Source organism: Caulobacter segnis (assembly GCF_029543125.1).
GTDB lineage: Bacteria > Pseudomonadota > Alphaproteobacteria > Caulobacterales > Caulobacteraceae > Caulobacter > Caulobacter segnis_D.
In genome coordinates, this window is record NZ_JARQWW010000001.1 from 18257 (window position 1) to 40392 (window position 22136).

Genomic DNA, 22136 nt, shown 5'->3' on the forward strand with positions numbered 1-22136 from the left:
GGAGATGACTGACAGTCCGCTTACGCGGCGTCCTTCGTGGCGTAAGCGTTGAAGACGCGAGCGAGCTGACCCGCCGGAGCCTGCAGAACGCCGGCGACCTTGGTGGCCGGAGCGTTGAGCAGCCCGATGAGCTGGCCGCGGATCTGGTCGAGCGAGGGCAGGGTCGCCAGGGCCTTGACGGCCTTCTCGTCCAGGATGGTCGTTTGACCCAGGATGCCGCCAACGATTTTGAACTTATCGTTGTCCTTGGCGTACTGGGCGACGACCTTGGCGGCGGACACCGGATCGGCGCCATAGGCGATGGCGACCGGGCCGACAAAGAGGGCGTCGCCCGCTTCACCTGCCGAGCCGTTCAGGGCCTTTTGCACCAGGGTGTTCTTCACCACCTTCAGCGCGGCGCCTTCCTTGCGGAGGCGCAGACGCAGGTCGGTCATTTCCGCAACGGTCAGACCCAGATAGTGGGTCACGACGACAGCGCCGGAGTCAGCGAAAACGCCCTTGAGCGTCTCGATCGACTCTTGCTTTTGAGCGCGGTCCATTGCGGTCTCCTACTCAGTTACAGCGGCCGGACCATCCGGACGCCGATATTGACTTCACGACGAAGGGATCGCTCCCATCGCGCTTGGTCGGTCTCGACTGTCCGAAGGATGCACGAGCCGCGCGCTCATCCGTCGGAACGGAATGGTGCGAGCAGAGCTCTTTGCTTCCCCGTCTCCCGGCGGCTGGAAAGGGCTCTTCCCAGTTATGGCTCCAGTGACCCTGGCGCCCCACAGTTCTCGGACAGGTTTCGCCGCCACGAGGGCAACGGAAGCGGCGCGTATAGTCGAAAAGCCCGCGGGACTCAACCCCGCCGCCGCTCAGGCGTTGAGCCTGCGCACAGAGCAGGAGAATCCATGGCCTACGAGCTCTATTACTGGCCCGGCATCCAGGGGCGCGGCGAGTTCGTCCGCCTGGCCCTCGAACAGGCCGGCGCGGACTATGTGGACGTCGGCCGGGGAAGCAAGGCGGACGGTCAGGGCGTGCCGGCCCTGACGGCCTTCCTGGAGGGCGACGCCACGACCCGCGCGCCCTTCGCCCCGCCCTTCCTGAAGGACGGCGATGTGGTCGTCGGCCAGACGGCGGCGATCCTCATGCACCTGGGGCCCAAGCTGAAGCTGACGCCCAAGGCCGAAGCCGATCGCCTTTGGGTCCATCAGATCCAGCTCACCATCGCCGACCTGACCGCCGAGGCCCATGACAGCCACCACCCTGTGGGCCTGAGCCTCTACTACGAGGATCAGAAAAAGGAGGCGGCCAAACGGTCCAAGGAGTTCCGAAAGCAGCGGATCCCCAAATTCCTGAAATGGCTGGAGACGATCCTGGCGGCCAATCCCGCCGGCGATCAGTGGCTGGTCGGCGACAAGCTGACCTATGCCGACCTGTCGGCCTTCCAGGTGGTGCAGGGCCTGCTCTACGCCTTCCCCAAGGCGACGAAGAAGACCCTGAAGGAGACGCCGAAGCTGGCCGCCTTGGCCGTGCGCGTCGCCGAACAGCCCAGGATCAAGGCCTATCTGGAAAGTGACCGCCGCCTGCCCTTCAACGAGGAAGGCATTTTCCGCCGCTACGCGGAGCTGGACTCCTGAGGGCAGGCCTGACCCCATCCGCTTCTTCGCGGGATGAGCGGCTTGAGTCACAAAAGAAAACGGCGGCGAGGGAGACCCTCGCCGCCGCAATCTTCAGCCGTGATCTGACGCTTAGGCGCCGACCGACGCCGCGTCGATCTTGAAGCCCGGGCCCATCGTGGACGACAGGCTGATCTTCTTCACGTACAGGCCCTTGGCGCCCGAGGGCTTGGCCTTGTTCAGAGCATCGACCAGAGCGACCACGTTGGCCTTCAGCGCGTCCTCGGTGAACGAGGCCTTGCCGACGCCGGCGTGAACGATGCCGGCCTTTTCGACGCGGAACTCCACGGCGCCGCCCTTGGCGTCCTTGACGGCCTGGGCGACGTTCGGGGTCACGGTGCCGACCTTCGGGTTCGGCATCAGGCCGCGCGGGCCGAGCACCTTACCCAGACGGCCGACCAAGGCCATCATGTCCGGCGTCGCGATGACGCGGTCGAAGTCCATGAAGCCGCCGTTGATCTTTTCGTACAGATCTTCAGCGCCCACATGTTCCGCACCAGCGGCCTTGGCTTCATCAGCCTTGGCGTCCTTGGCGAAGACGGCGACGCGGACGTCACGGCCCGTGCCCGACGGCAGGTTGACCACGCCGCGGACCTGTTGGTCGGCGTGACGCGGGTCGACGCCCAGGTTCACCGAGATCTCGATGGTCTCGTCGAACTTGGCCTTGGCATTGGCCTTCACCAGCTTGATGGCTTCGTCGAGCGCGAGGTTCGCGTCGCGGTCGCCGGTCCAGGCTTGGATGCGCTTGGGTTGCTTAGCCATGACTTAGGCCTCCACCACTTTCAGGCCCATCGCGCGGGCCGAGCCCTCGATGATGCGGGCCGCGGCTTCAACGTCATTGGCGTTGAGGTCTTTCATCTTCTTTTCGGCGATCTCGCGCAGCTGGGTGCGGGTGATCGAGCCGACGGTCTCGCGACCGGTCAGCTTCGCGCCGGACTTCAGGCCGGTGGCTTCCTTCAGGTAGAAGGTGGCCGGCGGCGTCTTCGTCACGAAGGTGAACGACTTGTCCTGATAGACCGTGATCACGGTCGGCAGGGGCGTGCCCTTCTGGACGTTTTCAGTCCGCGCGTTGAACTCTTTGCAGAAGCCCATGATGTTCACGCCGCGTTGACCCAGCGCCGGCCCGATGGGCGGCGAAGGCGTGGCGGAGCCGGCGGGCACCTGCAGCTTGATGTAGCCCAGGATCTTCTTTGCCATAGTCTCCTCGGTGGCCGGAAATCCGGCCGGTTGAGCCGTGGTGCGGGCTTGGCGTCCCTCCCACGGATTTGACGGACGGCCCGAAGGCTGTCCCGTTTCCCCCGCCGCCTAGGCCGCGGGGAATTTCGTCATCAGGCGATCTTCTCGACCTGATTGTATTCCAGCTCGACCGGGGTCGCCCGGCCGAAGATCGAAACCGTGACGCGCAGGCGGGCGCGTTCTTCGTCCACGTCCTCCACCGAACCGGTGAAGCTGGCGAACGGACCGTCGGTGACGCGCACTTGCTCCCCGATCTCGTAGGAGACGGTGGGCTTCGGACGCTCGACACCCTCTTCGATGGCGCCGACGATGCGCTGAACTTCGCGTTCCGGCACTGGGGTCGGCTTCGAGCCGCCCTGGGCGCCCAGGAAGCCGGTGACCTTCGGGGTGTTCTTGATCAGGTGGTAGGCTTCGTCGGTCAGGTGCATCTTCACCAGCACGTAGCCGGGGAAGAACTTGCGCTCGGCGTTGACCTTGCGGCCGCGGCGGATCTCGACGACGTCCTCGGTCGGGACCAGGATTTCCGAGAAGCTTTCTTCCAGGCCTTGCGACTTGGCTTGCTCGAGGATGCTGTCACGCACCTTCTTCTCGAAGTTCGAGTAGGCGTGGACGATGTACCACTTGTGGTTCGGGTTCGAGCCGGTTTGAGCGTTCATCGTCTCTTATCCTGCGTTCGCGAGGGCGAGGATCTGCGTCACGCCGGTGCGCAGGACCCAGTCGACCACAAAAAAGAAGATCGAGGTCATCACCACCATGACGAAAACCATCAGCGAGGTGATCCAGGTCTCCTTGCGGGAGGTCCAGGTGATCTTCTTCGCCTCGGCCATGACCTGTTCAAAGAACTTGGTCGGGCTGACCCGCTTCTTCGGCGCGGCTTCAGCCTTCAGCGCGGAAGCCTGACCCGCAGGGGCCATCGCCGCCGCCGTCTTGGCGGCGCGGGCTTTCATCGCTGACGGGGTCGATCCCGGTTTCCTGGCCATTAGCGGCTCGCGACCTTCTAAAACTGACATGACCGGCTGCGCGCGGGGCGTAGCCGGCTTTTCATATAGGTAGTGGCAGGAGTGGAGGGACTCGAACCCCCGGCCCTCGGTTTTGGAGACCGATGCTCTACCAGCTGAGCTACACTCCTAGACGTCGGCTTTCGCCGCAGTCCTCCGGGCAATGAACAGCGCGCCGGGAAGCGGTTGGGCCTTCCGGCGCGCTCGGCTCATGCGCCGGAGCCGGCTCGTTTAGCAGCGACATCGACGGGGAGCAAGGGGATCGGACAGCCCCTGAGGCGAGATCACATCATGGATCGAAGCGCCGCGCAGCGGCGTTTTCCGGCCAGTTCCTGCAAAAGAGAGGAAAGACGCCATGGATCAAGCCGCTTCCAGCGCCGGCCGCCCGTCCAATCGCGAAACCGAGAACGAGAATCTGAAGCCGGACCGCGAGGGCGAAGCGCCTCGCCCCGCCACCGAACCCGAGGGGTCGGAGTCCAGTCAAAAGACCGACAAGACCGCCACCGATCCGGGCTCGGGCGAGGCCAGGACCTGAAGGAGGCCAGGGCCCGGCGCCGAAGCGTCGGGCCCGCACCTTTTCAGAAAGCTACTGGGCCGTCGCCGGCTCGGTCGCCGCCACCACGGTCGGGGCGGCCGCCGAGCAACGAAGGCTCAGATACTCCCACTTCACATCGGTCAGGACCTTGCCGCAGTCGGACGATTGGCCGTTGTCCATGCCGGTGACCGCGACACTGACGCCCTTCGTCGGATCCGGAGCCGGGGAAGCCGACGTCACGTCATACATCACCCCGCCCGGACCACGCAGCGCCACGCAGGTGGCGCCGGTCGAGACGTTGGTGGCCGGCCGTGCGCAGCCGGAAACGTTGACGGACTTGCCCGCGACCGCCGCGACCTGGGTCTGGGACCCGGTTCCGGCGTTGCCGCAGGCCGACAAGGCAAGGATCGAAAACGCGGCGACAGCCGCGCCTTTCAACAACGCTACGCGCATCCATCCCTCCGTATATTTTACGCTCTCTGGTGGAGCAGGGACGACTCTGCGCCTCACATCAGGAGTCGGCAACGCATATTTTGACGTTCGCCGTAAAATCCTGCGCCATTTTTGACGATGTTGAGAATTTCATTGCGTGAGAGGCGTGAGTTGACATCGCCCCCTCGCCCATCACATGACGGTGCGTCGTCCGATGGGCCGTAGACGGCGATGTTGAGACACGTGCGCCGAAAGTCCGGCGCAGAAGGACCTTTCCGGCCATGACCGACACGGCTTTGCAGACCTCCCCCGCCCCGGCGCCCACGGGCGCGCATCACGTCGAGACGGTGCTGTGGGTGAAGCATTGGACCGACCGCCTGTTCAGCTTCGCCATCACGCGGCCCGCGTCCCTGCGCTTCCGTTCGGGCGAGTTCGTGATGATCGGCCTGCCGCCGCGCCCGGAGCTGGGCGAGACCAAGCCGATCCTGCGCGCCTATTCCATCGCCTCCCCAGCCTTCGCCGAAGAGCTGGAGTTCTTCTCGATCAAGGTGCCGGACGGTCCGCTGACCTCCCGCCTGCAACAGATCAAGGAAGGCGACCAGATTCTGCTGGGCAAGAAGCCCACCGGCACCCTGGTGCTGGACGCGGTGAAGCCGGGCAAGCGCCTGTTCCTGTTCGGCACCGGCACGGGCCTGGCGCCGTGGCTGTCTGTGGCCCGGGACCCGGACGCCTATTCGCGCTTCGAACAGGTGATCGTCGCCCACGGCGTGCGCGAGGTCGAAGAGCTGGCCTATCGCGACTTCTTCACCAGCGAGATCCATGAAGATCCGCTGGTCGGCGACGAGGCCAAGGCCCAGCTCGTCTATTATCCCACCGTCACCCGTGAGGCGTTCGAACGTCAGGGCCGCTTCACCACCCTGGTGGAGAACGGCCAGCTGTTCCGCGACCTGGGCCTGCCCGGCGGCAAGTTCGATCCGGAGCAGGACCGCGCGATGCTCTGCGGCTCCATGGCCATGATCAAGGACCTGGCCGCCCTGCTGGAGAGCCACGGGATGAAGGAAGGCTCCAACGCCGAGCCGGGGGACTATGTCCTCGAACGCGCCTTCGTCGGCTGACATCCGGAACCTGACCGTCGAGGACGCGCGCCGCCGCATGCTGGCGCGCGCCGGCTTCCTCGGCGCGGAGACCGTCCCGCTGCATGACGCCGCCGGCCGCGTGCTGGCGGAGGATGTGACGGCGGTCCGTGATCAGCCCCCCTTCGACGCCTCAGCCATGGATGGCTGGGCGGTGCGCGCCGCCGACCTGGGCGGCCCGCCTCTGAAGATCGTCGGCGAAAGCGCCGCCGGACATGGCTATGCCGAAACACTCCAAGTTGGCGAGACCGTCCGCATCTTCACCGGGGCGCCCGTGCCCGCCGGCGCCGACCGCGTGGTGATCCAGGAAGAGGCGGTCCGCGACGGCGACCTGCTGACGCCGAACGCCGGCTCCAACGCCCCAGCTTATGTCCGCCCGCGCGGCGGCGACTTTCGGGGGGGCGATGTGCTGCTGCACAGCAGCCAAGCCCTGACACCCTGGCGGCTGGCTCTCGCCGCCGCCGCGGGCCGCGACGCCCTGGCCGTCGCCCGCCGCCCGCGCATCGCCATCCTGACCGGCGGCGACGAGGTGGTCGCTCCCGGCGGCTCGCCCGGCCCTTGGCAAATATTCGACTCCGGCTCCGCCGGCCTGCTCGCCCTCGCCCGCCAATGGGGCGCGGCGGCGCGCGCCTATCCCCTCATCGGCGACGACGAAGACGCCATTGTCTCCCAAGTCTCCGAAATCGCCGCTCCAGTCTCTGCTTCAGTCTCCGAATTTTACGCCGATATCATCGTCCTTATGGGCGGCGCCTCGGTGGGTGATCATGACCTGGCCAAGCCCGCCCTCGCCCGTCTCGGATTGCGCCTGGATGTGGAGACGGTGAAGGTCCGCCCCGGCAAGCCCACCTGGTTCGGCAAGCTGGCCGACGGCCGCCTCGTGCTCGGCCTGCCCGGCAATCCCGCCTCGGCCTTCGTCTGCGCCGAGCTGTTCCTGCGCCCGCTGATAGAGGCCATGCTGGGCGCGGCGCCCGGCCCGGTCATGGAGGCCGCGACCCTCGCGGCGCCCCTGCCCGCCAACGGCCCGCGCGAGCACTGGATGCGCGCCCGGCTCGAAACGGACGAGGACGGAGCCTCGCGTGTCCGCGCCTTCCCCGATCAGGAATCCTCGCTGGTCACGGTCTTCGCCCAAGCCGACGCCCTGCTGGTGCGCCCCGCCGGAGCCCCCGCCGCCGAGGCCGGCGAGGTCGTCTCCGTGCTCCGTCTCGGGCGCATGTAAAGTAAATACTTTACACAATAACGAGACGCCGCAAAAATCGCATGCTAAGCCTTGCTCCGAGTCCGCGAGCCGCGGACGGGACGGCAAGGTTTCAGGAGCACGGCGTGGGTCGAGCGGGCAAGTTCGCAGTTCATGTCATGCTGGCCTTCCTGGCCGCCTTCGTCTCCTGCGCCATCTGCGTCGGCGGGACCTGGCCGGTGCCGGCCATCTTCGCCTCCGCCCTGGCCTTCGCCGCCTGCGCCGCCGTCGTCGAGATCGTCATCCAGATCGAGCGCGCGCCCTGGCGATTCGTCGCCCTGGGCGACATCCTGCGCCTGGCGCGCTCGTCCGCCCTGGCCATGAGCCTGTTCACCTTCGTGGTGTGGGCGACCCCTGTCGGCCTGCCCGGCGGCTGGCGCTCCGCCCTGCTGACCCTGATGGTCTATCCCGGCTTCCTGGCCGGCCTGCGCATCATCCGCCGCGCCATGCATGAGGGCTCGCTGGTGGAGGTGTTCATCGGCGGCCACATCGCCACCCGCTCGCCTCTGCTGATCGTCGGCGACACGCACGAGGCCGACGCCTTCCTGCGCGCGCCCACCACCGCGCTGGGCCAGACCTACGCGGCCATCGGCGTGATCTCGCCCTCACCCCGCGAAGTGGGCGAGGAGTTCCGCGGCGTCTGCGTCCTGGGTGACATCAGCCAGTTCGACGAGGTGCTGCAGCGCCTGCGTGAAAGCAACATCGGCCCGTCCGCGATCCTGTTCCTGTCGCACCCGGCCAGCCTGCCGGGCCTCGGCCCCGAGCGCCTGGGCCGCCTGAAGAGCGAGGGCGTCCGCCTGCTGCGCCATCCGGGCGGGGTGGTCGAACTGGCCAAGGGCCCGTCCGTGGCCGGCCTGCGCGAGATCAGCCTGGAAGAGCTGCTGGCCCGCACGCCCGTGCAACTGGACATGAGCGCCGCCCGCGAACTGGTCGCCGGCAAGCGCGTGCTGGTCACCGGCGCCGGCGGCTCCATCGGCTCAGAGATCTGCCGCCAGGTGGCGGGCTGCGAGCCGGCCAGCCTGACCATGCTGGACGCCTCGGAAGGCGCCCTCTTCCAGATCGGCCGCGAGATCGCCGAGGCCTGGCCCGACCTGCCCCAGCACGAAGTGCTTTGCGACATCCGCGACCGCGCCCGCCTGTCGTCCTGGTTCGCCGACAAGCAGCCGCAGATCATCTTCCACGCCGCCGCGCTGAAGCACGTGCCGCTGGTGGAGTCCCACCCCTGCGAGGGCGTGCTGACCAACGTGTTCGGCACCCGCAACGTGGTGGAGGCCGCCCGCGGCGTCGAGGCGGCGCACATGGTGATGATCTCCACCGACAAGGCGGTCGATCCGTCCAGCGTCATGGGCGCCACCAAGCGCATGGCCGAAACCCTGGTCCGCACCAGCGCCGGCCCCACGCGGTTCAGCGTCGTGCGCTTCGGCAACGTGCTCGGCTCCGCAGGCTCGGTGGCCACGGTGTTCCAGAACCAGATCGAGAAGGGCGGCCCCATCACGATCACCGACTTCGAGGTCGAGCGCTACTTCATGACCATCCCGGAAGCGGTGAAGCTGGTCTTGCGCGCCGCCGCCCTGTCGGCCGCCGAGGCGGAGCCGGAATCCGGCGTCCTGACCCTGGAGATGGGCGAGCCGGTGAAGATCGTCGATCTCGCCCGCCGCATGATCGAACTGAACGGCCTGGTCCCCGACAAGGACATCGAAATCCGCGAGATCGGCCTGCGCCCCGGCGAGAAGATCAGCGAAGAGCTGGTCGATATCGGCGAGGCCGCCCGCGCCCGCGCGCCGGGCATTCTGGAAGCCGTTCCGGGCGCGCCGCTCGTGCCCCTGGCCGAAACCGACCTCGCCGCCCTTGAGGCCCAGGCGCGTCAGGGCGACGCCGGCGCCGTGCGCGCCACCCTGTTCCGCATCGTCGAGCAGACCCGCCAGCTGACCGCCGCACGCCGCGCGGGCTAGCAGTCCTCCCGTCCCTCCATCACGCAGGGCAGCAGCACCGCCAGGTCCTGCTTCAGGCGCTTGCGGCGGTTCCAGGGGTTCCAGGCGTCCTTTGTGGTGGTCGGATCGCCCAGGTGCCATTTGGCGATGAAACGGGCGAAGGGGCCCGGCTTGCGAGCCTCGGCGTGAGGCAGCCGGCGCGGCTCACGGTCCAGGGCGTTGATGGCCGCGGCCAGACCGCCGAAGGACGCCATGGCCGCCCCCACCTCATCGCTGCGACGCTCCATATAGTGGCCGACCAGGCGCGAGCGGAACGCGCGGATGGCGGCGCGCATCGCCTCGCCTTCCGGCCCATGCTCGGCCTCCAGCGCCACGTCCAGCTCGCTGTCGAGACCGGTGGAGCGGTTGTTCAGATTGGCCGATCCGATCCGCAGGAAGGTGTCGTCGATGATCGCCACCTTGGAATGGACGATCACCGCGTTCCCGCCGGGCGTCAGGGGCGTGTAGGCCGAGAAGCGCCCCTGAACATCCGCCGAGCGCAGACGGTGGATCGCCGCTGAACGGGCGCTGTCCATGGTGATCTGGTCGAAATAGCTGGGGCTGTGCGCCGGTCCGATGGCGACGATCTCCGGGCCGTCCGCCTCCAGCAACCGCTCCACCAGCGCCTCAACGATCAGGGGCGAGGTCAGGTACTGGTTCTCCAGGACGATCAGCTGCTTGGCCGCCGCGATGGCGTCCAGATGCAGACGCAGGCATTCCCAATGCCCCTTCTGCCCCTTCCAGTCCGAAACCGTGCGGGCCAGGGCCACCTCCTGGCGGCGGGCGTGGATGGCGACGCTGTCGGGCCAAATCATCTCCCGCGCAGGCGGCAGGGGCGTCAGCGGCTCGCCGGTGGCCGTGCGCCAGCGCTGCACGAACAGCTCGCTCAGGGCCTGGCCCACCGGCCCCTCCATCATCATCGACACCTCGTGCCGCGCCGGATAGCGGCGGCCGTTGGGCAACCGGCGGCGTGGATCGTGGTCGTCGTGGTGACAGGTGTCCCAGCGGTCCGGCCCCATGTCGCCGCCGCTGATGAAGGCCAGACGACCGTCGATGATCACCGCCTTCTGGTGATGGCAGGCGCTCATGGGCAGGCTGTGGTCGAGGCGGAACTTGACGCGGGAATCCGCGAAATAGGCCTGGGCCCGTTGCGGCGCGAACCATTGGGACGCAGCGATGGGCGGCGGCATGTCCCAGGCCAGGATGCGCACATCGAGCGCCGGGTTCAGCGCCGCCATCCGGCGCAGCAACAGACCCAGACGGTCGGCGTGCTCCGGGCTTTTGCTGACCGGCGAGCGATCAGGAGTCAGACGGGTGAGCGGATCGAAGGTCCAGGCCAGGATCCAGATGGAGGACTTGGCCTTGAGCAGCGACGCTTTGAGGGCGGCGAAATAGTCGGCGCTGTCGATGAGGAAGGCGATCCGCTCGGCCTTCTCCTGTCGCCAGCAATTCACGCCGGGACGGATGACTTCCGTCGCCTCAGCCATGCGCCCCTCATCGAGAGTCCCGACATCCCACATGGACCGGGAACGCGCGAACCCGCCCTACGGCTCCGCTAGATGTTGATCAGCCCGAAATCGCCGAAGCGTCGCGCTCGCCCGTGCGGATTCGCAGGGCCTGCTCCAGGTCGATGACGAAGATTTTGCCGTCGCCGATCTTGCCGCTGTTGGAGGCGGTGACGATGGCGTCGCTCACCCCGGCCACGAGATCGTCGGAGACCGCGATCTCCAGCTTCACCTTGGGCAGCAGCTTCACTTCGTACTCGGCGCCCCGATAGATTTCCGTCTTGCCCTTCTGCCGGCCGTAGCCGCGCACCTCGGTGACGGTCAGGCCCGAAGCCCCGGCTTCCGTGACGGCGTCCAGCACCGCGTCGAGCCGGCTGGGTTTGATGATCGCGACGATCATTTTCATGCGGGGTCTCCGAGCAAATCGAGCAACCTAAGCTAGGCCTAAACCCCTGGCGTTTCCAAGCGATCCGAATATCTTGCGGGCGGAAGTCCCGCCGGCGCCGGCTGCAGGGCGCCGGGAACCAACACATGAGCCCTGGCGCGCACGCCGCGCGGCTTCACGGCGAAGGTCTGCTTCACAGCCTCCATCAGGATGATGCCCGCGAATCCCGGCCAAAGACGCGCGCCGGCCTGCTCGAATCCTTCAGCCCAGCGGGCGAAGGCGGTCATGGGCGGCACGTACAGGGCGCGGGTGTAGCCGGTGGGCTCCAGTTCCGCCTCGCGCAACAGGCTTTCAAGCTGCAGGCGGGTGAAAGGGCGGCCGTGGCCAAAGGGCGTGCCCTCCGCATTGGCCCAGGCGCCGTTGCGCGCGGCGACCGCGACGATCACCCGGCCTGTCGGGGCGGTGACGCGGCCGATCTCGCACAGGACCTCCAGCGGATCGACGCTCTCCTCCAAGGCATGAACGGCCAGCACCCGGTCGAACATGGCGTTGCGGAAGGGCAGGTCGCCGTCCTCCACCAGCACCGAGCGGTTCCGTCCCTGGCGGGGCCAGACCTCGACCCCCTGGGCCGCCGGCATGGCCGCCACCACACGGCGCGGGCGATGATCGAGATACTGCAGGAACGGCGTCGGATAACCGACGCCCAGCACATCCAGGCCCGCGGCGTCGCCCCAGGCCTCGCTGACCTTGCGGGTCAGCATTTCGCGCGCGGCCTTGCCTAAAGGCGAGCCGTAGAAAGCGCGGAGTTCGAGCACATCGCGGCGCATGGACGTTCTATAGCGGAGTCGTGGGCTTTAGGCTTACGTGCATTGGGCCGGCGCGCAAATCGCCATAGATCGTGAGCAACCTCATGACGATCATCATCCATCAGTTCCCCTGCCTGTCGGACAACTACGGCTTCCTCGTGCGCGACGACGCCTCGGGCAAGGTCGCGACCATCGACACCCCGGACGCCGACGCGATCCTGGCCGAGGCGGCGAAGCTGGGCTGGTCCATCGACCTGATCCTGAACACGCACTGGCACCCGGACCATGCCGGCGGCAATGCGGCGATCAAGGCGGGCACTGGCGCGCAAATCGTCGGCCCGAACGAGGTGACGCGCATCGCGCCGCTGGACCGCCCTGTCGGCGGCGGCGACACGGTCATGCTGGGCGAGACGGCCTTCGCGGTGATCGACAGCGGCGGCCACACCCTGGGCCATATCGCCTATCACGACGCCGCGGACGGCGTGGCCTTTGTCGGCGACACCCTGTTCGCCCTGGGCTGCGGCCGCCTGTTCGAAGGCACGGCCGAACAGATGTGGGACAGCCTGTCCCGCCTGACCGCCCTGCCCGACGACACCAAAATCTACTGCGCGCACGAATACACCGCCTCCAACGCCCGCTTCGCCCTGTCGCTGGAGCATGACGCGGCCCTGACCGCCCGCGCCGACGCGGTGTTCGCGGCGCGAGAGCGGGGCGAGGCCACCGTCCCCACCACCATCGGCCTGGAGAAGGCCACCAATCCCTTCCTGCTGGCCGGGAACGCCGAGCGCTTCGCCGCCGTGCGGGCGGCCAAGGACGCCTTCAAGGGATGAGCCACGCGCCGGCGGACATCGTGCGCCTTCTGGACCTGCGCCCCTGGTCGGGCGGGTGGTGGAAGGAGATGGGCCGCTACGAGGACCCCTTCCGCATCCAGGGCCTGCTGCTGGTCGAGGCCGGCCAGCCCATCGACATGCTGATGGAGACGGTGGAGGTTCTGAAGCTGAACAACGGGGCGCCTGTCGCCGTGACCTTCACCTCCCCGGCGGGCGAGGTGTTCGGCTGCACCCTGAGCGAACAGCAGCAGACGGCGGGGCCGGCGGGTTGGCGGCGGGAGATTCAGTGCCCCACGGGCTGGAGCCTGCTGACCCGGACCCTCATGCCCGGCTATCCGCTGGATGAACCCGCCGTGCCCAACACGCAGGTCGAGGCGGAGGCGGTCAGCGCTCCTCGGCTGCGGCGGCGATCTTCTCGGACGACGGCCGCCCGGCCAGGCCGAGGTCGGGGGTGACGGTGATCCGCACCACGCCCTTCTTGAGGTGAGCCGAGGGCTTCTTGCCCTCGTCGATCACCACCTTGTCGATCTTCGACACCGCCTGCTTGCCGCCCGGACGACGGACAAGCCGCGCCACCGCATCGGCCGCCAGGGAGGCGGCGTCGGCGGCCAGGGCCGAAGATTCGGCCGTCACGTCGGCCTCGAACGAGATCAGGCGCTGCGCCGCGCGGCTGGCCTTGGCGCTGGCGGCGGCCAGGCGCTGCAGCACCGCGCTCGGGCTCAGCGCCGGCAGTCGGATGGGGCCCGCCTCACCCGCCACGGCGGCGGCGGCGCCGGCCGGGCGCTGCTGGGTGAAGACCGTCAGCCCGCCCAGCTTGGTGGCGCGCAGGACCGGCTGGCCCAGGTCGTTCTTGTAGATGGTGTCGCCGCGCGGCGCGGCATGGGGCTCCAGCGCCCAGACCTCCGACTGCCCCTCGAAGCGGATCAGCGGACGGTCCTGGCTGCGGTCGAAGACGAAACGGACCCCGGTTTCGGACACATAACGCGCTGACGGCGGGGTCATGGCGCGGCGGGTTTCGCTGCGGCTGCCATACAGCGCCTCGCGCAGACTGCTGGTCTGAGCAAGGGCGGGCGAGGCGGCGACAAGCGCCGCAAGCACGCACAGCGCGCCCGTCCCGTTGAGAACGGCGGCCCGGGAGATCGCCGATCTACGTCCTACCATGTGTTAAGCAGATGCATCCCGACTGGGGCGGATTTTGGACGTGCCACGCCCCAGTCTTGACGCCAGTAAGCACTGCTATCAAGCGCCTCTCGCCGTTTAGGCGGCCATGTACTGACCGCCGTTGAGGGTGAGTGTCGCGCCGGTCACAAATCCGGCCCGCTCGCCCGACAGGAACGAGACCATGTCGGCGATCTCCTCGCCCTTGCCCAGGCGGCCGACAGGAATGCCGGCGATGATTCCCTGCAGCACGTTCTCCGGCACCGCCGCCACCATCTCGGTGTCGATATAGCCGGGGCAGATGCAGTTCACGGTGATGCCCTTCTTGGCGTTCTCCAGGGCCAGGGCCTTGGTGAAGCCGATCAGGCCGGCCTTGGCGGCCGAATAGTTGGTCTGGCCGACCTGGCCCTTCTGGCCGTTGATCGACGAGATGTTGACGATCCGGCCCCAGCCGCGCTCGCGCATGCCCTCGATCACCTGACGGGTCATGTTGAAGGCGCTGTCCATGTTCACGCGGATGACTTCCGACCACTGCTCGTAGGTCATCTTGTGGAAGAAGCCGTCGCGGGTGATGCCGGCGTTGTTCACCAGCACGTCCACCGGGCCGAGCTTGGACTCCACCTCGGCGATGGCGCGGGCGCAGTCCTCGAACACGCCCACATTGCCCTTCACGACCGTGACGCCGAGTTCGGCGGCGCACCTGGCGGCCGCCTCCTCATTGCCGGAATAGCCGGCGGCGACCTCAAGGCCATCGGCCTTCAGACGCTCCACAATGGCGCGACCGATGCCGCGCGTTCCGCCGGTGACGAACGCAACTCTCGCCATGAACTTCCTCCCTATGGGTCGTCTAGTCTTGGGCGCCGTTGCGTCAGTTGTCGAGCCGGGTCAGATCGCCTCGAGGCACATGGCGACGCCCATGCCGCCGCCGATGCACAACGTCGCAAGGCCCTTCTTGGCGCCCGAACGTTTCATTTCATGCAGCAGGGTCGTCAGAATCCGCGCGCCGGACGCGCCGATCGGGTGACCGATGGCGATGGCGCCGCCGTTGACGTTGGTCTTGGCCGGATCGAGGCCCAGCTCACGGACCACGCACAGCGACTGGGCGGCGAAGGCTTCGTTGCTCTCCACCAGGTCCAGGTCGGCGACGGTCCAGCCGGCCTTCTCCAGCGCCTTCTTGCTGGCCGGGATCGGGCCGGTGCCCATGATCTCCGGCTCGACGCCGGCATTGGCCCAGGACGCGATGCGGGCCAGCGGCTTCAGCCCGCGCTTCTTGGCCTCCTCGGCGCTCATCAGCACCACCGCGGCGGCGCCGTCATTGAGGCCCGAGGCGTTGGCGGCGGTGACCGAGCCGTCCTTGGTGAAGGCCGGGCGCAGGCCCGACACGCTTTCCAGCGTGGCGCCGTGACGGATGTATTCGTCCTGGTCGACGACCACGTCGCCCTTGCGGCCCTTGATGGTCACGGGGGCGATCTCGTCGGCGAACTTGCCGGCCTTCTGGGCGGCCTCGGCCTTGTTCTGGCTGGCGACGGCGAAGCTGTCCTGGTCGGCGCGAGTGATCTGCCAGCGGCTGGCGATGTTCTCGGCGGTCTGACCCATGTGATAGCCGTGGAAGGCGTCCCAAAGGCCGTCCTTGATCATGGTGTCGACGAAGCCGAGGTCGCCCATCTTCTGGCCGTTGCGCAGGTGGGCGGCGTGCGGCGCCTGACTCATGCTTTCCTGGCCGCCAGCCACCACGATGGCGGCGTCGCCGGTCTCGATCTGCTGAGCCGCCAGGGCCACGGCGCGCAGGCCGGAGCCGCAAAGCTGGTTCAGGCTCCAGGCCGGGCTCTCCACCGGGATGCCGGCGTTGACCGAGGCCTGACGCGCCGGGCCCTGGCCGGCGCCGGCCTGCAGCACCTGGCCCAGGATCACCTCATCCACATCCGCCGGAGCGACGCCTGCGCGCTCGATGGCGGCGGCGATGGCCACCTTGCCCAGCTCGTGGGCCGGCAGGCTGGAGAGGGCGCCGTTGAACGCGCCGACCGGCGTGCGAGCGGCGGAGACGATGACGATGTCGGTCATGGATAAAGCTCCCGTGGTTCCCGCGAGGCCGCCATCCCGTCCGAGATGCGGCCTTCGTTATTGTGCAGTGCGGTAGAATGCATGCCCGACGCCGGGAGTCACGCACGCATTTGTGTGACGCATACCTGTCGTCTGACCACTGGCGCACCGGACAGCTATGCACGATACTGCATCGCAGAACGGCCGAACGGGCCGCGCGCTTTGGGAACGAAATGTCCGAGAACAACGAAGCCGCAGAAGGCAAGGCGAACGCCAAGTCCGGCGAACGCGTGGTCATCAAGAAGTACGCCAACCGCCGCCTCTACAACACGGCGTCTAGCTCCTACGTCACGCTGGAGCATCTGGCGGAGATGGTGAAGGAGGGCGTGGACTTCGTGGTCTATGACGCCAAGACCAACGAGGACATCACCCGTCCGGTCCTGACCCAGATCATCTTCGAGGAAGAGAGCAAGGGTCAGACCTTGCTGCCCATCCAGTTCCTGCGCCAGCTCATCGGGTTCTACGGCAATTCGATGCAGGCCTTCCTGCCCAGCTATCTGGAGCTGTCGCTGGAGAGCTTCGCCAAGCAGCAGGAGCGCATGCGCTCCCAGTTCGAAACCCTGACGCCAGGCGCGTTCGCGGCCAAGGGCTTCGCCGCCGGCGCCTATGACGAGCAGATCCGCCAGAACCTGGCCCTGTTCGACCGCGCCATGAAGATGTTCTCGCCCTTCGCCTTCACGCGTCCGGGCGAGGAAGACGCCGCGCCCCGCGCCGCCGAACCCGCCGCCCCCGCGCCGCAGCCGGCCGCCAGCGACGACTCCCTGGCGGACCTGAAGCGCCAACTCGACGCCATGCAGCAGCAGATCGAAAAACTGGCCTCCAAGCCCTGACCACCGGTTCTTAACGAACACCGGCCTACGCTTTCGTCGATGACTGATCCGATCGACCCTACTCGTCGCTTGCCCGCCCCGCGCCGCGTCTTCCGCCGCGCGGTGGACGCACGCGCGACCGACGGTCATTCCAGCGACGAGCAGCCGGACGTCGAGACCGTGCATGTCAAGGAAGAGGTCGAGCCCGCGCCCCGCTCGGGCTTCACCGCCTTCGCCGCCCAACTCCTGGGTCAGAACGGCCAGAAGCGTGGCCTGCGCGGCGGCCAGGAAACCCTGGACACCGCCCGCTCCAGCTATCTGGGGGCGGAATGGTCGGGCGGCGCGGACCGCCGCCGGAAGAACGGCCGGGGACGTCAGACCGAGGTCTGAGACCGCCCGCGCCTAAGACTGGCGCCCGTCTTGCTGACTGGGAACGAGCCCTGGAGCCGTTCCCTTGTCGTTGTTGTCTTTCCGCCTGTTCGACGTCGCGTTCATCGCCCTGATCTTCACGGTCCTGACCTAGGACGTCGGCGGTTTCTGCCTACAGCTCGCTGACGCCGCCCGGCTGACGGGCGCGAGATTGCAGCCACATCACCCCGATCAGGTCCGAGAACGAGGCCTTCAGCCGGCCGAAGTTCGTGTACTTCGACGCGCCGGTCTCCCGCGCGCGGTGATGGACCGGCTCGAACGCCGTCTCATAGCCCTCACGCATCATCATGGCCGGCAGGTAGCGGTGCAGATGGTCGAAGTACGGCAGGCGCAGGAAGGCCTCGCGGCGGAACACCTTCAGGCCGCAGCCGGTGTCGGTGGCGTTGTCCTTCAACAGCTTTTGGCGCACCCCGTTGGCGAAACGGGAGGCATAGCGCTTGGACCAGCTGTCCTGACGCTTCACCCGCTCACCGCCCACCAGGGCCAGGGTCTCCGGCCCGGCGGCCAGGCGGTCCACTAGACGCGGCGCGTCGGCCGGATCGTTCTGGCCGTCGCCGTCCAGGGTCACCACGATGGCGCCGCGCGCGCCCAACACGCCCGTGCGGACCGAACGGCTCTGGCCGGCGTTCTTGGCGTGGCTCAAGACGCGAAGCTGCGGGATTTCGGCCTTCAGGGCGATGAGCCGCGCGGCCGTGTCGTCGCGGCTAGCGTCGTTGACGAAGACGATCTCGAACTTGCGGCCGGCGAAGGCGGCGGCGATCTCGCGCGCCAGGGCCGGGGCCGCGCCGCTCTCGTCGAAGACCGGAACGACGATAGAGACGTCAGGAGTCGCGGATTTAGCGTTCATCCGCCCTCAATAGCCGAAAAGACGGAGCGGGGAAGGTTAAGGATCACCCGGCCGCGTTCATGCTATCAAACGCTGCATGAGCCTCGAATCCCGTCTCGACGCCCTTAGCCGCGGCTGGCGCGCCCCTCTCTTCGCGGCGCTGATCGCCATGATCGCCGGTCTTCCCGGCCTGTTCGCCGTGCCGCCGCTGGACCGCGACGAGTCGCGCTTCGCCCAGGCCACCGCCCAGATGCTGGAAAGCGGCGACTATGTCGTCATCCGCTTCCAGGATCAGCCTCGATTCAAGAAACCCGTGGGCATCCACTGGATGCAGGCGCTCAGCGTGAAGGCGCTCTCGGCGGTCGAGGATCGGCAGATCTGGGCCTGGCGCGTGCCGTCCCTGCTCGGCGCCATGCTGGCCGCCTCCGCCTGCGCCTGGGGCGCGGGGGCGTTCTTCCGCCAGCGCACGGGCCTGATGGCGGGCGCGATCCTAGGCGTCAGCTTCCTGCTGTCCACCGAGGCGTTCATCGCCAAGACCGACGCCATGCTGTGCGGCCTGACGACCCTGTCCCTGGCGGCCCTGGCGCGGCTCTATTCCGCCGCCAACGGAGGGCCGAAGGCGGGGACCTGGACCCGGCTGTTCTTCTGGCTTGGCCTGTCGCTGGGCGTGCTGGTCAAAGGGCCGGTCAGCCTGCTGGTCGTGCTGCTGGCCGTGCTGGCCCTGTGTGTCTGGGACCGCAAGGCCGCCTGGCTGAAGGGCCTGGGCTGGACCTGGGGCGCGGCGGTGTTCGTGCTGGTCGTGGCCCCCTGGGCCTGGGCGATCACGGTGGCCACGGACGGCGCCTTCTGGGGCACGGCCATCGGCGGCGATCTGGCGCCCAAGCTGGCCGGCGGCCATGAAAGCCACGGGGCCCCTCCCGGCTATCACACCCTGCTGTCGTTCCTGCTGACCTTCCCGTCGGCGATCGTCCTGCCGGCGGCGCTAGCCCTGGGCTGGAGCCGCCGCAACGAGCCGGGCGTGCGCTTCGCCCTGTGCTGGCTGATTCCCACCTGGCTGATGTTCGAGATCCTGCCCACCAAGCTGGCCCACTACACCCTGCCCGCCCATGGGGCTTTGGCCTGGCTGATGGCGGCGTCGCTGGAGCAGCCCCTGGGCCGCGTCTCGCGCTGGATCGGCGCGGTGCTGGGCGTGCTGGGCGGCGTGATCTTCGCCGCCGCCTCGATCTATCTGATGTCGGAATATGGCGACGCCTCGGACGCCACGGCGGCGGCCATCGCGGCCGGCCTGTTCCTGATGGCCGGCGGGGTCGGGGCCTATCTGCTGGTCAATCGCGCGGCGGGGACCGCCGTGGTCACCGCCCTCGTCCTGGGCCTGCTGGCGCACAGCGCCTTCTTCGCCCTGCTGGCCCCGCGCCTGGAGCCGCTGTGGTCGTCCAAGCGGGTGTCCGACGCCCTGCGTGAGGCCAAGATCGACCCGCGCGAAGGGGTGACCCCTGGCCCGGTCGAGGTGGCCGGCTACGCCGAGCCCAGCCTGGTCTTCGCCCTGGGCGCCCGCACGGGCCTGGGCGACGCGCCCAACGCCGCTCAGGCGGTTCTGGAAGGCCGCCCCGCCGTGGTCGAGGCCAAGCAGGACGCCGCCTTCCGCGCCGATCTGGCCCGCATCGGCCTGACGCCGCATCCGGTCGCGGTCGTTGAGGGCTTCAACTATTCCACCGGCGATCCCGTCCGCCTGACCATCTATCGCGGCGAGCCGGAGGACCAGTAGTGAGCCGCTTCATCCAGATCGTCGAAGTCGGGCCGCGCGACGGCCTGCAGAACGAAGCCGCCGTCCTGGAGCCGGAAGAGCGCGCCGTCTTCGTCCAGCGGCTGGAGGCCGCCGGCGCCCGCCGGATCGAAACCGTCTCCTTTGTCAATCCGCGCCGGGTGCCGCAGATGGCCGGGGCGGAAGAGGTCATGGCCGCCCTGCCCGCCAATCCGAACGCCTCACGCATCGGGCTGGTCCTGAACCTCAAGGGATGGGAGCGCTGCGTCGCCGCCGGCTGTGACGAGGCCAATGTGGTGGTCTGCGCCTCCGACGGCTTCGGCATCCGCAACCAGGGCGCCTCGGTCAGCGAGCAGCTTCAGACCTTGGCTTCAGTGGTGGAGCACCGCAACGCCAATGGCGGTCCGCCCCTGTCCCTGACCATCTCGGTGGCCTTCGGCGATCCCTTCGACGGCGAGGTCAGCGACGACCAAGTGGCCGCCATCGCGGCGGAGGCCCATGCCCTGAAGATCGGCGAGATCGCCCTGGGCGACACCATCGGCGTCGCTGATCCCTGGACCGTCCGTCGTCGCATCGAGGCGGTGCGCAAGGCCGCGCCGGACGCCCGCCTGCGCATGCACTTCCACGACACCCGCAACACCGGCCTGGCCAACGCCTACGCCTCTGTGGAGGCAGGGATCGACGTGCTGGACGCCAGCGTCGGCGGCCTGGGCGGTTGCCCCTTCGCGCCGAACGCCACCGGCAATATCGGCACCGAGGATCTGGTCTACATGCTGGAGCGCGCCGGCTTCGAGACCGGCTACGACCTCGACGCCCTGATCGAGACGGCCAAGGTCATGTCGCAGCGGCTCGGCAAGGCGCCGGCCTCCTCCCTGGCCCGAGCCGGCGGTTTTCCGCCCAGGAGCTAGCCCGGAACGCCGCGGGCGTGAGGCCGAAGGTCCGGCGGAAGGCCTCTCCGAAATGACTGTGGCTTGAAAAGCCGAGGTCGAGCGCGAGGCCGGTGATGTCCTCGCAATCCGGCAGCTCGACCAGCGCCCGGCTCAACCTCAGCTGAAGCTGATAGCGATAGAGCGGCATGCCCTCCGAGCGCGTGAACTCCTGGGTCAGGTAGACTGGCGACACGCCGACCGCGCGCGCGATGTCCGCCAGGCTGAGCCGGCCGCAGCCGCGCTCGTGGATCACCTGCTTGGCGCGCTCCACCACGCGGGACGCCTGCCCTCTTCCAACCTGACCACCGCCGAACACCGCCTGAAGCACTTGGATCGCCAATTCATCTACCTCCAGCGCGGCCTCCTCGGGGAGGATCCGCAGACGATGGGCGGCGAGGCCGAGCCCGGGGACGGCCGGGCGGGACAACTCCCTGAACATCTCCGCGGGCCGCGCGCCATGCAGGCGGCACAGCTCCTCCATAACCTCCACGGCGGGGGCCACGGCCACCGCCGCATGGCCGACATTCCGCACCGGATGGCTGTCGGTGAACTCGATGTCAGCCGGAACCATCAGGGTGCGGTTGGCGTCGACCAAGGTCGAACGCCTGCCGACCGAATAGGTGAAGACCCCGAGATACGGCACCACCACCTGATAGAGCGAAGTCGCGCCCGTCGGCGGGCGCTCGTGCGAGGCGGCGATGTCGCGGATCGTCATGGTGCCGCTGTCGTGGATTGTCCTGCGATAATCGGCCGGCAGGCGCAGCCCCGTCTCCGGGTCCCGGTTGGCGCTGGCGCGCCGGCGGGCTTCCTCCAAGGAAACAACAGTCATCGCCAGACCTCCCCCGCCGCCGACGCGGCATTCACGACACAGGCAAGTTCGCCTCAGGCCGTGGGAAGTTACAGATCAGCGGGCCGGCAGGGCCACTTGGGCGAAAACATAGCGCCAGCCTTCAGGCGTGCGGACATAGGTGTCGCTGAACCACACCCGGCGATCGAAGCTGGTCCCGTCGGCACGGACACCCTTCACCCAGATGCGGGCGGTGACGATGGCGGTGTCGCCGAACACATGGACCAACTGGGTGCCCGGATCCTCGTCCTGCACCTCGTACTTTACACCCTTCACGCGGGTGATCAGTTCGTCCCGCGTCATGATCTGGCCGTCGCCCCAGACTTGGTAGAAATCCTTGTGCAGGATTTTATCCATGGCCTCGGTGTCGCTGCGTTTCACCGCCTCCTGATAGGCGACGTCGAGGGCCGCGACCGTCGCGCGATCATCGGCCAAAGCGGCCTGCGGGGCCGTCAAGGCGGCGGCCGCCGCGATGCCCAGAACCATTTTGCGTAGCTCCAAAACCCGTCTCCTATCTTGAGAGGGCCAAGCTACGGCGCACGGCCATGCGG

Annotated in this window: 26 protein-coding genes and 1 tRNA gene; 11 read left to right on the forward strand and 16 right to left on the reverse strand. The window is 68.0% G+C overall.

What is annotated here, in order from left to right; genetic code table 11:
- Positions 1–20: 20 nt before the first annotated feature.
- Positions 21–539: a 50S ribosomal protein L10 gene (gene rplJ / locus P7B02_RS00065; protein WP_277784255.1), complete on the reverse strand. Its 519-nt coding sequence runs from the start codon at positions 537–539 to the stop codon at positions 21–23.
- A gap of 354 nt (positions 540–893) precedes the next feature.
- On the opposite strand from rplJ, the gene P7B02_RS00070 reads away from it, so the two are divergent.
- Positions 894–1622, forward strand: a complete 729-nt coding sequence (locus P7B02_RS00070) for a glutathione S-transferase family protein (RefSeq protein WP_277784256.1) — start codon at positions 894–896, stop codon at positions 1620–1622.
- Positions 1623–1733: 111 nt separating this feature from the next.
- Here the strand turns inward: P7B02_RS00070 and rplA are convergent, their stop codons facing one another.
- The 5 genes from rplA to P7B02_RS00095 form a co-directional block, all read right to left on the reverse strand.
- A complete protein-coding gene (gene rplA / locus P7B02_RS00075) occupies positions 1734–2423 on the reverse strand; it encodes a 50S ribosomal protein L1 (RefSeq protein WP_277784257.1) in 690 nt (229 codons plus the stop codon).
- A 3-nt stretch (positions 2424–2426) separates the two neighbouring features.
- Complete coding sequence (gene rplK, locus P7B02_RS00080) at positions 2427–2858, reverse strand: 50S ribosomal protein L11 (RefSeq protein ID WP_277784258.1); 432 nt, start codon at positions 2856–2858, stop codon at positions 2427–2429.
- Positions 2859–2989: 131 nt separating this feature from the next.
- Complete coding sequence (nusG, locus tag P7B02_RS00085; RefSeq protein WP_277784259.1) at positions 2990–3553, reverse strand: transcription termination/antitermination protein NusG; 564 nt, start codon at positions 3551–3553, stop codon at positions 2990–2992.
- Between the two features lie 6 nt (positions 3554–3559).
- Positions 3560–3844: a preprotein translocase subunit SecE gene (gene secE / locus P7B02_RS00090; RefSeq protein ID WP_277784260.1), complete on the reverse strand. Its 285-nt coding sequence runs from the start codon at positions 3842–3844 to the stop codon at positions 3560–3562.
- Positions 3845–3950: 106 nt separating this feature from the next.
- Positions 3951–4026: transfer RNA gene (locus P7B02_RS00095), tRNA-Trp, on the reverse strand.
- Between the two features lie 224 nt (positions 4027–4250).
- Here P7B02_RS00095 and P7B02_RS00100 point away from each other — a divergent pair.
- Positions 4251–4430: a hypothetical protein gene (locus tag P7B02_RS00100; protein WP_277784261.1), complete on the forward strand. Its 180-nt coding sequence runs from the start codon at positions 4251–4253 to the stop codon at positions 4428–4430.
- Between the two features lie 51 nt (positions 4431–4481).
- Here the strand turns inward: P7B02_RS00100 and P7B02_RS00105 are convergent, their stop codons facing one another.
- A complete protein-coding gene (locus P7B02_RS00105) occupies positions 4482–4883 on the reverse strand; it encodes a hypothetical protein (RefSeq protein WP_277784262.1) in 402 nt (133 codons plus the stop codon).
- A gap of 260 nt (positions 4884–5143) precedes the next feature.
- Between P7B02_RS00105 and P7B02_RS00110 the strand changes: the two genes are divergently transcribed.
- From P7B02_RS00110 to P7B02_RS00120, 3 genes are all read left to right on the forward strand, one after another.
- Positions 5144–5977 (forward strand): ferredoxin--NADP reductase, encoded by an 834-nt coding sequence (locus tag P7B02_RS00110; protein ID WP_277784263.1) that lies wholly within the window; start codon positions 5144–5146, stop codon positions 5975–5977.
- Entirely contained in the window at positions 5949–7211 is a 1263-nt protein-coding gene (locus P7B02_RS00115; RefSeq protein ID WP_277784264.1) for a molybdopterin molybdotransferase MoeA, read from the forward strand. Before P7B02_RS00110 ends, P7B02_RS00115 begins: the two co-directional genes overlap by 29 nt.
- A gap of 104 nt (positions 7212–7315) precedes the next feature.
- Complete coding sequence (locus P7B02_RS00120) at positions 7316–9181, forward strand: nucleoside-diphosphate sugar epimerase/dehydratase (protein ID WP_277784265.1); 1866 nt, start codon at positions 7316–7318, stop codon at positions 9179–9181.
- Here P7B02_RS00120 and P7B02_RS00125 read toward each other — a convergent pair.
- The 3 genes from P7B02_RS00125 to P7B02_RS00135 form a co-directional block, all read right to left on the reverse strand.
- Positions 9178–10686: a phospholipase D-like domain-containing protein gene (locus P7B02_RS00125; protein ID WP_277784266.1), complete on the reverse strand. Its 1509-nt coding sequence runs from the start codon at positions 10684–10686 to the stop codon at positions 9178–9180. The two genes, P7B02_RS00120 and P7B02_RS00125, sit on opposite strands and share 4 nt — an antisense overlap.
- A gap of 79 nt (positions 10687–10765) precedes the next feature.
- Complete coding sequence (locus P7B02_RS00130; RefSeq protein ID WP_277784267.1) at positions 10766–11110, reverse strand: P-II family nitrogen regulator; 345 nt, start codon at positions 11108–11110, stop codon at positions 10766–10768.
- Positions 11111–11148: 38 nt separating this feature from the next.
- A complete protein-coding gene (locus P7B02_RS00135) occupies positions 11149–11916 on the reverse strand; it encodes a methyltransferase domain-containing protein (protein WP_277784268.1) in 768 nt (255 codons plus the stop codon).
- 83 nt (positions 11917–11999) lie between these two features.
- Here P7B02_RS00135 and gloB point away from each other — a divergent pair, with 83 nt between their 5' ends.
- Positions 12000–12725, forward strand: coding sequence for a hydroxyacylglutathione hydrolase (gene gloB / locus P7B02_RS00140; protein WP_277784269.1), 726 nt, complete (start codon positions 12000–12002; stop codon positions 12723–12725).
- Positions 12722–13180, forward strand: a complete 459-nt coding sequence (locus P7B02_RS00145) for a hypothetical protein (protein ID WP_277784270.1) — start codon at positions 12722–12724, stop codon at positions 13178–13180. The genes gloB and P7B02_RS00145 overlap by 4 nt, the downstream gene beginning before the upstream one ends.
- Here P7B02_RS00145 and P7B02_RS00150 read toward each other — a convergent pair.
- The 3 genes from P7B02_RS00150 to P7B02_RS00160 all read right to left on the reverse strand — a co-directional run bounded on the left by P7B02_RS00150 (position 13110) and on the right by P7B02_RS00160 (position 15944).
- Positions 13110–13886 carry a DUF4908 domain-containing protein gene (locus tag P7B02_RS00150; RefSeq protein WP_277784271.1) on the reverse strand — a complete coding sequence of 259 codons (777 nt, stop codon included), beginning with the start codon at positions 13884–13886 and terminating at the stop codon, positions 13110–13112. The genes P7B02_RS00145 and P7B02_RS00150 overlap by 71 nt on opposite strands.
- Positions 13887–13982: 96 nt before the next feature.
- Positions 13983–14708 (reverse strand): acetoacetyl-CoA reductase, encoded by a 726-nt coding sequence (gene phbB, locus P7B02_RS00155; RefSeq protein ID WP_277784272.1) that lies wholly within the window; start codon positions 14706–14708, stop codon positions 13983–13985.
- A 60-nt stretch (positions 14709–14768) separates the two neighbouring features.
- Complete coding sequence (locus P7B02_RS00160) at positions 14769–15944, reverse strand: acetyl-CoA C-acetyltransferase (RefSeq protein WP_277784273.1); 1176 nt, start codon at positions 15942–15944, stop codon at positions 14769–14771.
- Between the two features lie 212 nt (positions 15945–16156).
- On the opposite strand from P7B02_RS00160, the gene phaR reads away from it, so the two are divergent.
- Together phaR and P7B02_RS00170 are read left to right on the forward strand one after the other, a co-directional pair.
- Positions 16157–16813, forward strand: a complete 657-nt coding sequence (phaR, locus tag P7B02_RS00165) for a polyhydroxyalkanoate synthesis repressor PhaR (RefSeq protein ID WP_277784274.1) — start codon at positions 16157–16159, stop codon at positions 16811–16813.
- A gap of 39 nt (positions 16814–16852) precedes the next feature.
- Complete coding sequence (locus P7B02_RS00170; RefSeq protein WP_277784275.1) at positions 16853–17182, forward strand: hypothetical protein; 330 nt, start codon at positions 16853–16855, stop codon at positions 17180–17182.
- A 151-nt stretch (positions 17183–17333) separates the two neighbouring features.
- Here P7B02_RS00170 and P7B02_RS00175 read toward each other — a convergent pair whose 3' ends face one another.
- Complete coding sequence (locus P7B02_RS00175; protein ID WP_277784276.1) at positions 17334–18068, reverse strand: glycosyltransferase family 2 protein; 735 nt, start codon at positions 18066–18068, stop codon at positions 17334–17336.
- A 76-nt stretch (positions 18069–18144) separates the two neighbouring features.
- Between P7B02_RS00175 and P7B02_RS00180 the strand changes: the two genes are divergently transcribed.
- A complete protein-coding gene (locus P7B02_RS00180; protein ID WP_277784277.1) occupies positions 18145–19812 on the forward strand; it encodes an ArnT family glycosyltransferase in 1668 nt (555 codons plus the stop codon).
- Positions 19812–20717 (forward strand): hydroxymethylglutaryl-CoA lyase, encoded by a 906-nt coding sequence (locus P7B02_RS00185; protein ID WP_277784278.1) that lies wholly within the window; start codon positions 19812–19814, stop codon positions 20715–20717. Before P7B02_RS00180 ends, P7B02_RS00185 begins: the two co-directional genes overlap by 1 nt.
- On the opposite strand, the gene P7B02_RS00190 is transcribed toward P7B02_RS00185, so the two are convergent.
- Together P7B02_RS00190 and P7B02_RS00195 are read right to left on the reverse strand one after the other, a co-directional pair.
- The gene (locus P7B02_RS00190) at positions 20644–21567 is read right to left on the reverse strand and encodes a helix-turn-helix transcriptional regulator (RefSeq protein WP_277784279.1); all 924 of its coding nucleotides are present in this window, start codon (positions 21565–21567) and stop codon (positions 20644–20646) included. The genes P7B02_RS00185 and P7B02_RS00190 overlap by 74 nt on opposite strands.
- Positions 21568–21642: 75 nt before the next feature.
- On the reverse strand, positions 21643–22071 hold the full coding sequence (locus P7B02_RS00195; RefSeq protein ID WP_277784280.1) for a nuclear transport factor 2 family protein: 429 nt from the start codon (positions 22069–22071) through the stop codon (positions 21643–21645).
- Positions 22072–22136 lie beyond the last annotated feature (65 nt).